This window comes from Salinivirga sp., from assembly GCF_035268865.1.
In the GTDB taxonomy this organism is placed as follows: domain Bacteria; phylum Bacteroidota; class Bacteroidia; order Bacteroidales; family Salinivirgaceae; genus Salinivirga.
This window is the reverse complement of sequence record NZ_DATFKB010000256.1, coordinates 1-11,168: the sequence shown is the minus strand read 5'-3', so window position 1 is coordinate 11,168 and position 11,168 is coordinate 1. Positions and strand designations below refer to the sequence as shown.

The following is an 11,168-nucleotide window of genomic DNA, read 5'->3' as shown; positions in this document are numbered from 1 at the left end:
TATTACATTACATGGCAACATCACACCTGCCTTGTTTTCGGCTGTTAAAGCTTCATGTCCCAGGGGAGGATTACATGCACCAAGAATGGTGTATTTTTGAAAGTCGACATTCAGTTTTTCTTTAAATTTTTCCTGAATGTTGATTTCTGAAAGTACGCCAAAGCCCTCATCCTTCAATGCTTCTTTTGTGAGCGTCAAAGCTGTTTGAAAATCGGTTTTTAGTGTTGTTGTAATGTAGTAGTTCATGGCTGTGGTTTATAGTTTTCTACGATTTTATTTCGCTTTTGTTTGCTATAAACCAATGTGTATGGGAATTTTATCTCAAAAAGTATAAATTATTCAACCGGATCAAAATCATCATAAAAACTATCCCATGCCCACCATAACGCATTATAAGCATTTGGTGATTCAAGGTTTGCGGTACCAGTAAGGTTTACGGGCTTACCAAAAATATCATATTTTATGCCCTGGGCATCTCTTAAAATGGTTGGGAATTCATTTTCAACCAGGCTGAGTCCGGAATTATTAATGAAGCTGACTATAACTCCCATCTCACCATAACTAACTATTACAATATTGTCTTTTGTGATTATGGAAAGTCCATTTGGTAAATCGTTGTGACTGATTGTGATAACATAATCATCCTGTATTACTCCGTAAACATTTTCACCTGGTGAATAAAGGGGGGTAGATATGTCATCATCTCCGGGGTCTGCATCTTTATAGCCGCTTTGTTCGGTTTTTTTTGCAGATGATTCGAATACTCCATTATAAACCTTTGCATTCGGGTAATAGGTTTTAATCATATCCAATGTGCTTTCAAAAGAATGGAGTGTTTGGGGCTGCGTGAGATCCTGTCCGCCATAAATTTTTTCAATTAACATTTGAGACCATAACCGGCGGCGTTCAATATCGTAGAGTACCAGGTTCTCACGATACAATAATCCTGAGGCGGCAAATGTGAAAACTGTATCGCCTGTTTTTCGGTCCCAAACCATCGAGGTGCGTGTAAGTGGACAATAATTCGGTACAAAAAATTTGTCTCCCGATTCCTCATTAAGTACTTCAATGCCCATGTAATTTAGGGGGTAGGCAAATACCTGTCCACCCTGCCTGGTGACTAATACCCGTGACGATTCGGGCAAATCAATGGCTGATGCAGTGGTGTAGTTAACCATTGTAACTACAGGGAAGGTTTCTCTGATACTCGTGCCCGACATTTCAGTTGTATCTACACGCCAATAGAAACCGTGCTTGTTATTCGTTGACATGTTTGCGTTATCTTGCTCGCAAGATAAAAGCATCAGTGCTGTGGATATTAGAAGGAAGATTTTCATTTATTTTTTAATATTAGTCGGCTATTTATGTAAAACCTTACAAATGAAATGTGGTTTCGGTTTATTAATATAGTTTATTTTTTAGAAATCAGGATTATAGGTAATACAATAAAATGACTTTTATTGTTAGATTTGTCAATGGTTAATTTAATCTTAAGATGAGGCTATGAGAAAAATCGTTGCTTTAGTTTTGGTTTTGAGCTTTTACTCCTCAATAGGACTGGCACAAATTGAAAGAGAAATAAAAAATTACAAAGATAGTACGGTCGTGCTTGCCAATAAGGCAAAGTCATTAATGCTGAAGTATGCCGGAGAAGAAAGGCCGGAAAAAGTTGCCGAAATTTATGGCTACATTAATGAGCGTGTTACCGACCGTAAGACTAATCTATATACCTATTCTTCTGAGCTGTATGTGCTACTGCTCTCAAGGCAATGGGAGTTGTGGATAGCGCATGCAAGAAAATGCAGGCAAAAGTTTGGAAATGATCTTTATCCCGGGGTCAAAGATTTTACTGATCAGTATTTCTATGAATTGCAAAATCAGGTGCCGCAAATAAGACAAGACCTGAAAGCCTCAGCATTGCCGGAAGTTGACAAAGCTATGCTTAATGTTTTTCTCGAATTAATTGAAGCCGGAGGGGTTAATAAGGAATACGAATCAGCACTGAAAAAATTTAAAAGATACTATCCGCGCACGAAATATGATGATTTTATTGGCAGATATTTGCCGGTTGTAAATATTGATTTTATGATTGCCAGTGAGTTTGGCCCACAGGCATTAATGCCAATTGGTGAGCTCAGCAATACCTTCGATTGGAATGTGGGTTTTTATTTTGGCGGAACCTTTCAAATTGAAAAAGTCTATTTGAATTTTTCTGTGGGGTTTGGTAATCTGGGACTGAATTACCCGGTTGATGCACAACTTGATGCCAATCAGGTAACTTTTGAAGAAAATGAAGACTTCTATTTCTATGACTATAGCATTGAAGCGGGATATACTGTTTATGAGAAAAAATCAATGCGCATTACACCTTATTTTTCTTTTGGCGATGCTGAATTAGACAGTCCTGATTTTAATTACGAGGGCGATGATACCTTTATAGATGTATTCAGTTCAAGGTCTTATGGCCCGGGGTTAAGGTTTAGTTGGACACTGGCAGAGTTCAACTACCGTACTTTCTACGGCCACGCATTGCCTGCGCAGCTTGATTTATTCGCAAAGGGTGGTTATCGCTTTTTGTCAGGTGTTGATGACGAATTATTCTCCGGTGACATGGCTTATTTTAGTGTTGGGATTGTTTTTGGTGTGAATTATTAGTATTACGACCTTTATTCATCACCCTTTTGCTTTGCCCGGACTTTTTTCAATTGTTTAATGAATCCTTTCTCCAAAAAGCTGTCTTTATCGAGCCGGCAGAGATTTTCATACATCGGTTTGGTTACTGTAAAAGCAAGCAGGTTTGGTGGCAGGTACTGTCGCATGGCCATATCGGTGGCCCCTATAACGGCTTGTGGCTTATTTAAGTCTTCGAAAAGCGATACAGATTGCATGCATCCTGAGCCAAAAGGTGCCAAAACAGGTTCAGGATCATTTTTGGTGGCATAATATTGTGCTCCAATCATAAGCATACTTAGCTGGTCCGGATTTACCAAAAAAGTAATGGTTTTTACATATTTGTACGCCTCTTCTTTTAATGGTCCATAAAGCACAAATTCATGATCAGGTGTATACTCATTTGATTCAAGAATCCATTCATCCATTAAAGCATGATTTGCTTTCAGCCCTTCGTCGTCGGCCAAAAACTTAATGAAATCTTCATGCGATTGCAGCGGCTGATTAAAAAGGTGATGAGATGCTCCACCACAGCCAAAATTGTCTTTGGTAAGTACTACTGTTTTGCCATCGAGCCACTTTTTATAAAACGAATACATGCAGGCGTGCCCCTTTTTATTGGGCGCTATCACCGGGTTGAAAAGCTCAGTTTCCGGGGCATCATAAAATGCAATTAATGGCTGGTCTATTTCGGTTTTTTCCAAAAGGTATGAAGGGTCAGGTTGCATTTTTGAATGGTTTATGTGTTAAAGCAAACAATTTAATGAATATAATTGAGGAATAGGAATCAAGACCGGAGCTTTATAATTCCTCCGCCCAAATAAATGTGACGGAGGAATTTGTTGTTGCACTATAAATTTTCAATCACTGTGTCGAGTTTTTCTTTTACCTCTTTGGCGATCTTTGACAATTCCTCATTGTCTACAACCTGCATTGAGGCAAATGGGTCTATTGCTGCTACCTCTACTTCATTGTCACCAATTTCCTGCACAATTACATTACAGGGAAGCATGGTCCCAATTTTATTTTCAGTTTGCAGCGCTTCATGAGCAAGTGGTGGGTTGCATGCTCCCAGGATTGTATATTTTCTGAATTCAACACCCAGTTTTTCTTTTAGTTTTTCATTGATTTTAATTTCAGACAATACACCGAAGCCTTCGTTTTTTAAGGCTTCTTGTGTCTTTGTAATTGCTGAATTAAAATCACTTTTTATTGTTTTTTCTGTGTAGTACTTCATAATTTATTTGTTTAAAGGTTTTAGATTTAATTTTCTTTTTAGTAACTGTGCATTTATGGCCACTATCACAGTACTGAGGCTCATTAATAATGCCCCAAGTGCCGGATTAATGAGTATGCCATAACCAATGAGTATTCCTGCGGCCAGGGGTATTGCTACAACATTGTAGGCTGTTGCCCATACAAAGTTTTGAATCATTTTAGTGAAGGTTGCTTTGCCAAATTTTATGAGTGAGGCAATATCTTGTGGGTTGCTGTTTACAAGAATAATATCAGCTGTTTCGGCAGCAATATCGGTTCCTGAACCAACAGCTATGCCCACGTCAGCTGTTGCAAGTGCTGGAGCATCGTTTATGCCATCGCCAGTCATTGCTACCACTTCGCCCTTGTCTTGCAACTCTTTAACTTTTTTCTGCTTTTCGTCGGGTAAGATACCAGCGAAGTAACCATCCATTTTCAATTCTTCGCTCACATTTTTGGCCACATTTTCATTGTCACCCGTAATTATGTATGTTTTTATGCCGTTAGCCTGAAGCGATTTAATTGCTGATTGTGATGCATCCCGAATTTTGTCTGCAAGGGTTATGAGTCCGGCTATTTTGTTGTCAGCCAGTATGTAAACAACCGTTTCATAATTTTTTATTTCATCTGTTTTTGGAATTTCAATGTCGTTTTCTTCTAAATATGCCGGCCCGACTGCGGCTACTTTAATATTGTTTACGGTAGCGCGCACACCCTTTCCCGTCATGTTTTCAAATTCTTCAGCTTCTGGTATTTGGATGTTTTCTTCTTTGGCTTTATTTGTAATTCCTTGTGCCAATGGATGATTCGAGTGGTTTTCGAGTGCAGCTCCCAGCTGTAATATTTTTTTATTATCGTAATTTGTATCTATTGCTTTAACCAGGTTTACGCCAAAAACACCCTCTGTAAGGGTACCTGTTTTATCAAAAGCTAACAGCGTAATTTTTCGTGATTTTTCGAAAGCTGTGCGGTTTCTTATCAATAATCCGTTTTGTGCGGAAATGGAAGTTGAAATGGCAGCGACCAGCGGTACAGCAAGTCCTAATGCGTGCGGACATGTGATAACCATTACACTTGCCATTCTTTCCAGTGCAAAAACAAAAGGTTTACCGATTATGAGCCAGGCTGTTAGCGTTCCTGCACCTATAGTTAGCGCTATTATGGTTAACCAGAAGGCAATGCGGTCGGCGAGGTTTTGAGTTTTTGATTTTTTGGCCTGGGCAGAGCGAACCATCTCAATAACTTTGTTTAAATAAGCATCTTTGCCCACCTGTTGCACTTCAATGGTAAGTGATCCGTTGCCATTAATTGTTCCTCCTATGACTTTATCGTTTTCCTGCTTTTTTTGTGGGCGCGATTCACCAGTAACCATTGCTTCGTTTACCTGGCTGTTACCATCTGTTATGATTCCGTCAACCGGTATCTTTTCTCCCGGTTTTACCAGTACTTGATCGCCTTTTGCTAATGATTCTATACTTACATCTTCTGTGGTGTCGCCTGTTATTTTATGTGCCCCTGAAGGCATCAATGCCGCCAATTTTTGGAGCGATTGCGATGCCCCTACAACCGATTTCATTTCAATCCAGTGGCCGAGCAGCATAATGTCAATTAGTGTGGCCAATTCCCAGAAGAATGTTTTCCCTTCTAAGCCGAAGGTTGTAGCTGTACTGTAGCCAAATGCAACAGTTATGGCAACGGCTATCAGGGTCATCATGCCCGGGCTTTGTTTTTTTAATTCATCAAAAAGCCCTTTAAGGAATGGCCATCCACCATAGAAGAAAACCACAGTAGATAAAGCAAACAAAATCCATTTATGACCGGGTACTTCCAGTGTATAGTTAAGGATGCTTTGAACAAGCGGTGACAATACAAGGATTGGTAGCGTGAGTAAGAGCGAAATCCAGAAACGTTTCTGGAAATCTTTAATCATCATCTTATGGTGTTCGGTGTGGTCATGGTGTTCATGATGGTGGTTATGTGACTCGTGTTCATGATTACCATGTTTTGTTTCTTTTTTGTGTTTGTGATGATGGTGTTTATCCTGTATTTGCATAGTATTTCACTGTGTCTTTAATTTGCTTAAATTTAGTGTTTTATGTTTGCTTCAGTATGACAAGATGGAACGGCCAATTGTTTAAAAATATGGTAGTACAAAAAAGCCCGGTCAGGCATTGCCTAATCGGGCTTTCTTTGTGAGTTTATTGTTTATATGGTTTCAAAAAGCTCATCGCTGGGTTTACGAACTTTGGCTTGATGATGGTATGTGTCTTCCTCTGATCTGTAACCAATGGCAGCAATCACTGCTGCATTTAACCCTCTTTCCTCCAACCCGAGGATTTTATTGTATTCTGATGGTTTAAAGCCTTCCATCGGAGAGGAGTCTATTTTAAGTTCCGAGGCAGCTGCTAATAGGGTGCCAAGTGCGATGTAAACTTGATTCTCTGTCCAGTGGTCAACCTCCTCTCCTTTAGCCTCTATGCTCTTTTTCATAGTTTTACTGAAACCTTCCAGTGCTTCAATATCCTGATTCCTTGTTTCGGCTGTGAGTTTTACGTATTTATCCACGTCATCGGGTGTGGGGTTTGTGTAATTGCACAAAACCACCAGGTGTGATGCGTCGGTAACTTTTTCCTGGTCGAAAGAGGCCGCTCTCAACTTTTCTCGCACCTCTTCATCTTCAATGATAAGGATCTTGTAGAGCTGTAACCCATAGGAGGAAGCCGAATAGCGTACTGCCTCTTTTATTTTTTCCAGGTCGGTGGGTGCAATTTTTCTGCTCTTATCGTATTTTTTGATGGCGTAGCGCCACTTAAGGTTTTCTGTAATTTGCATATTATTCTTTTTCAATCTGTGTTTTGTATTTAAGAAAAATGGTGTGAATCTTTCTAAATATTAATATATAAGATAGACAAACCTATATGCAAAATGTTTGGCTGGTTTAGTTAAATAGCAAACTTCAATAAAGGGGAATAAAAGAATTCAGGGTCTCTGGTTGAGGTCGAAGTTTGTTAATAATTTCACTTCCATTCCATCCATGTAAGCTTCTTCACCTGAAGCATAGCTTAAAGCTATGCGGTTGTATGTGGTTGTTTCCTTGATTAATCCGGCTGAGGCTACCCACTGCGTCTTTGTGAGGGTGTTTTCAATTGTATCGTTCATATAATATTTTAATGATATTTTAAAGCAATCGAATGTTCTTCCGGCTGCTATCACCTGTTCTTTGCCGACAACTGTTTTTTCTATGCGGTTAAAATCGTTATCAACATAAACCCAGTGGTCACCCTCTTGCATTGGTGTCTGATAGATTAACAAGGGAGGTTCATAATAAAAGAGGTTGCCGGGTTGAATTTTTGCAGCATTGAGTCCTCTAAAATATGCAATAGGAAGGCTCTTTTTACCTGATACAAACCTATGTGCATATGCTTTTAGCCCCTGGTTGTCAGTATTCAGGTAAGTGTATGCCCCGACTGTATCTATCATTTCCTGACGTATTTTTACGTTTAGGGTGTCGTGTAAAATGGTATCAGCCAGAATGGTTTCCGTATAATTTCTGGTGATGTACATGGTATCTGTTGGGACTTGCGATGAGTGGTCATCATAGATTAAGCCATCTACAATTACATCATATTCCCAGGTATCACCAATAGCAAGCGGATAGTCGTTTACAACTGGATTTACCTCGGTTTCGTCTTTTTTACAGCTTGTAAATAAAAGTATTGCAGCAATTATGTATAGGACGTTCTTCATGATGTGTTTTTTTCAAAGTTAATTTATTTTGCTTTGTTGCGGGTTGTGAAAGATTATTTTTTTGTTTGAATACTCATTATCTTTAACAAGATTTTTTAAACTTGTTAAGATGTATAAATATTTTTTGGCTCTTCTGTTATTGTTTTGGTTTTTTAATTTCACAGCGTGTGAAAGACAAAGTCAGTTTACTACCAAACAGCACAAGCTGATAATGAGCAAGGACAGTTCACAGGCCATGCGCGTTTGGACTATTGCGGATAAGAAAGATTCTGTGCTTTTGCGGCAAAAAAGTGGGCCCGTAATACCTGATTCTACCGATGAGGTTTTACAAACTCTTGTGCACCGCTTATACAAAACGGTAACCGACAGTATGTCGCTGGGTGTAGGAATTTCTGCACCGCAAGTGGGCATTTTAAAACAGGTGATATGGGTGCAGCGGTTCGATAAAGATGGCTTCCCGTTTGAGTTTTACCTGAATCCTCAGATTAAACAATATTCAAAACTTACCCAGGAGTGCCGTGAGGGTTGCCTATCCATACCTGACCGTATGGATACATTAAATTCAAGATCTTATGCAATTTTATTGGAATATCAATCTATGGACGGTCAAAAACACGTTGAGATGGTGGAAGATTTTACTGCTGTGATCTTTCAGCATGAGATCGATCATTTGAATGGTATTTTATACACAGATCATCTGGAGGAGGAGCAGTCAACTGAGAAGGATGCTTTGTAAACATAAATAAAGGGTCTCACACTACAGCAGACCCTTTATAAAAAACGGTAATTTTTTTGCTTAACTATTCTAATTGGTATAGCAAACCGATTGTTCTCTGGCTTTTTGCATCAATTTACGTGTAAACTGACTCAGGTCTTTGTGCATTTCAGCTCTGATTGATTTTGTAACAGCTGTTGTGTCGCAGTGGTCATCGATGTATGCATTTTCTGCTTGTGCACATCCGTCAGGGTCGGTATCAGTTGCCAGGTCAGAATCACAATAATAGTTTTCGCCGTCTGGATTTACGTAATAACAGTCTCCACCATCAGTCGGGCAGCAAATGGTTGGAATTTCACAGTATTCCGGAAGTCCGTCAAATGCCTCGCAAAGTTCATCATTTTCATCTTCTGTTTCGCAGCTCCAGTTAAAAGCCAGGAAAATTGCAAGTAGCGATAATGGAAGTAAATAAATCTTTTTCTTCATAGTCTTGATTTTAAATTATACTTTATTTTGATAGATGTCTTTTAATTATTTTTTTAAATAATTCGGGTTCACGATACCCCTGGTAAACTATGTCGTTTATTACAAAACTGGGTGTTCCTTTTAATTCCAGTTGGTTGAACTCTTTCAGATTTTTCTCAAGATGTTGAGCTGCAATTTCACCATCTATACATTCGCCAACAAACGGGTCTTTTGTGCTAAACTCATCAATCATATTTTGAAAGTCTAAGGTATATACCACTTTAGGGTCATGTAAAAGCAGTTTGTGCAAATGCTCAAAATTTCCATAGTGGTTTACGCAAACAGCTGCTTTAAGTGCCCTTTTTAATCTGTCGTCTCTCGACTTTGAGGTGAGACGCATGATTATTTTAATTTGATTTTGTTCTATAAAAGATTCCAGTTCTGGCAATACTTCTGTGAAAAATTTTCTGCAATAACTACAATTATAGCTTGCATACATGTATACGGATAAACCTGCACTCTCGTTACCAAAAACTATATCCAAAGGTTGCTGTTTAGCTACACTGATTTTTGCCCTGACCTTTTCTAAATGTTTTGGGCTGTAGTGTTGCCATAGTTTTATTGCCAATAAAACTATTATTACCAATGAAATTGTATAGGCTATGATATGACTTTTACTCAGTCGCATTGGTTGCTTAGTTTTCTTCTTTTTGTGCTCTGCCTTCTTTTCGGTCGAGGTCGGTACTGAAGTTCACCAGTCGTGGGTGGAAAATCAGGTTTAGTCCTCTTTCTTTAAGTCTTATTCTAGTCTGCATCATACGGCGTGCAGCTTTGCTGTCGGGTCCGTATTTGGTTTCTCCATCTAAATCTTTTGCAATAATTGGAGTTCCTCTTCTCTTAGCTTCATCATTGCCTTCAAACACTGTGCTTTCGAACCCCTGGTCTTCAAGTGTCTTTTTGTTTTTTCCAAAAATTACATCACTGAAAAACATCAGGAAGTGGTATTCATAATCTTCATTGAAACTTTGCATTCCGTAGGCCGAAATATCGAGTTTATTACTTATAATGTCAGTTTTAGGGAAGAAAATGTCGTTTTTATAAATGAATACATTTGTGTTTAAAGTTCTGAAAATAAGCGTATCGAGGTCGCTTAATGCTGGTACCGGGTACTCCGAAACTTCCATTAGCGGCTCGTAATTGTAAATAGCACCGTTCTCAAGTGTGAAATCTCCAAGTACATTGATTTTATCGTAAATAACGTCGAAACTGTCTGTAAGTATTACGCGGCCGTCTAATGAGCTTGTAAGTGATCCTCTGATGTTATCATAAGTGAAATCTTCCTGATCAAAATTGTCAGCATCTTTCAGCATTTGATGTATGTCTACGTTTTCCATTTCATTTTTAAAGTAGACAGTTATCAGTGTATCATCAGGAGAACCTTTGCGGGTGTCGTATACGGCCGATGTAATGATTTTACCACCAAATGCATCAAAAGTAAGTTTGTCTGCGACATATAAACTGTCATCAACACGGAATTTTGTAGACAGGTTTTCCATGTAAATGTTTTCGTATTTTACACTGTTAAGAGCAAATGTTCCACGCACAATGTACGGTGGAATATAAGTTTCTTCTGTAGTTGCCGTATCGGCATTTCCAGCAGTTTCCCGGGTTACTTCCTTGTTTGATTCAGTGTTAGGTTGTGCTTCGGGTTGTGACTTGTTTTCAGCAATTTCTGCATTGATACTTGTGTCTGCTGCAGTTGTATCTTCTTCCATGTAGGGCAATACCATAGCATAATCGAACTTGCTGAGTTTGGCGTGGGTGTTGACAATGATTTTTTTGTCTTTTTGTTCTAAGAGAAAAGCTTTATACACATTCCATATTTCTGTAGAGTCCATCCAAAAATCAAGACCGTGCAATTGGGCATGTAAGTTGTCAATTTTCATGGTATCGTCAGCCATGGCAAATTCAAGATTCAGGTTGTCGATGCTTGTTAGCGTGTCATCGGGCAAGGCAAACTTGAAGTTTTCTATATTTAGCCTCACTTCACTTTGCTCAAATGCAACAGGCATTATTTGAGTTTCTACGGAGTCGAGATCGACACTTCCGTATGATTTCAGGTTAAATGCAATTTTACCCGACATTTTCTCTATCAAAGTATCTGGTAACAATTGCTTTAACTCATCCATATCTAAGTTTAATTCAGAAGTTAAATTGAAAGTTGGTTTGGATAATCCTTTAAATCTGGCTTTTGCATTGAGTGTGGTGTTGCCCATTTTAAAGTAAAGTGAATCCACATTGGCGCCCATGTTAT

12 protein-coding genes are annotated in these 11,168 nt (G+C 38.8%); 2 read left to right on the top strand and 10 right to left on the bottom strand.

Annotated features, from left to right (window positions below):
• On the bottom strand, nt 1-246 hold a 246-nt coding region (locus VJ937_RS15665; protein WP_324068640.1), incomplete at its 3' end, for a DUF302 domain-containing protein.
• A gap of 89 nt (nt 247-335) precedes the next feature.
• On the bottom strand, nt 336-1,271 hold the full coding sequence (locus tag VJ937_RS15660; RefSeq protein WP_324068638.1) for a DUF3179 domain-containing (seleno)protein: 936 nt from the start codon (nt 1,269-1,271) through the stop codon (nt 336-338).
• Between the two features lie 232 nt (nt 1,272-1,503).
• On the opposite strand from VJ937_RS15660, the gene VJ937_RS15655 reads away from it, so the two are divergent.
• Nucleotides 1,504-2,655 carry an autotransporter outer membrane beta-barrel domain-containing protein gene (locus VJ937_RS15655; protein ID WP_324068636.1) on the top strand — a complete coding sequence of 384 codons (1,152 nt, stop codon included), beginning with the start codon at nt 1,504-1,506 and terminating at the stop codon, nt 2,653-2,655.
• An 11-nt stretch (nt 2,656-2,666) separates the two neighbouring features.
• Here VJ937_RS15655 and VJ937_RS15650 read toward each other — a convergent pair whose 3' ends face one another.
• From VJ937_RS15650 to VJ937_RS15630, 5 genes are all read right to left on the bottom strand, one after another.
• Nucleotides 2,667-3,398, bottom strand: coding sequence for a DUF169 domain-containing protein (locus tag VJ937_RS15650; protein WP_324068634.1), 732 nt, complete (start codon nt 3,396-3,398; stop codon nt 2,667-2,669).
• Nucleotides 3,399-3,520: 122 nt separating this feature from the next.
• Nucleotides 3,521-3,907, bottom strand: a complete 387-nt coding sequence (locus tag VJ937_RS15645) for a DUF302 domain-containing protein (RefSeq protein ID WP_324068632.1) — start codon at nt 3,905-3,907, stop codon at nt 3,521-3,523.
• Nucleotides 3,908-3,910: 3 nt separating this feature from the next.
• A complete protein-coding gene (locus tag VJ937_RS15640) occupies nt 3,911-5,980 on the bottom strand; it encodes a copper-translocating P-type ATPase (protein WP_324068630.1) in 2,070 nt (689 codons plus the stop codon).
• Between the two features lie 152 nt (nt 5,981-6,132).
• Nucleotides 6,133-6,759 carry an NAD(P)H-dependent oxidoreductase gene (locus tag VJ937_RS15635; protein WP_324068628.1) on the bottom strand — a complete coding sequence of 209 codons (627 nt, stop codon included), beginning with the start codon at nt 6,757-6,759 and terminating at the stop codon, nt 6,133-6,135.
• Between the two features lie 147 nt (nt 6,760-6,906).
• Nucleotides 6,907-7,674 (bottom strand): hypothetical protein, encoded by a 768-nt coding sequence (locus VJ937_RS15630; RefSeq protein WP_324068626.1) that lies wholly within the window; start codon nt 7,672-7,674, stop codon nt 6,907-6,909.
• Between the two features lie 211 nt (nt 7,675-7,885).
• Between VJ937_RS15630 and VJ937_RS15625 the strand changes: the two genes are divergently transcribed.
• Nucleotides 7,886-8,410 (top strand): peptide deformylase, encoded by a 525-nt coding sequence (locus VJ937_RS15625; protein WP_324068624.1) that lies wholly within the window; start codon nt 7,886-7,888, stop codon nt 8,408-8,410.
• Between the two features lie 69 nt (nt 8,411-8,479).
• Here the strand turns inward: VJ937_RS15625 and VJ937_RS15620 are convergent, their stop codons facing one another.
• The 3 genes from VJ937_RS15620 to VJ937_RS15610 form a co-directional block, all read right to left on the bottom strand.
• Nucleotides 8,480-8,875 (bottom strand): hypothetical protein, encoded by a 396-nt coding sequence (locus tag VJ937_RS15620; RefSeq protein ID WP_324068622.1) that lies wholly within the window; start codon nt 8,873-8,875, stop codon nt 8,480-8,482.
• 22 nt (nt 8,876-8,897) lie between these two features.
• Nucleotides 8,898-9,542 (bottom strand): thioredoxin domain-containing protein, encoded by a 645-nt coding sequence (locus tag VJ937_RS15615; RefSeq protein ID WP_324068620.1) that lies wholly within the window; start codon nt 9,540-9,542, stop codon nt 8,898-8,900.
• Between the two features lie 7 nt (nt 9,543-9,549).
• Nucleotides 9,550-11,168 (bottom strand): AsmA-like C-terminal region-containing protein (locus tag VJ937_RS15610; protein ID WP_324068618.1); only part of this gene is annotated, 1,619 nt, incomplete at its 5' end.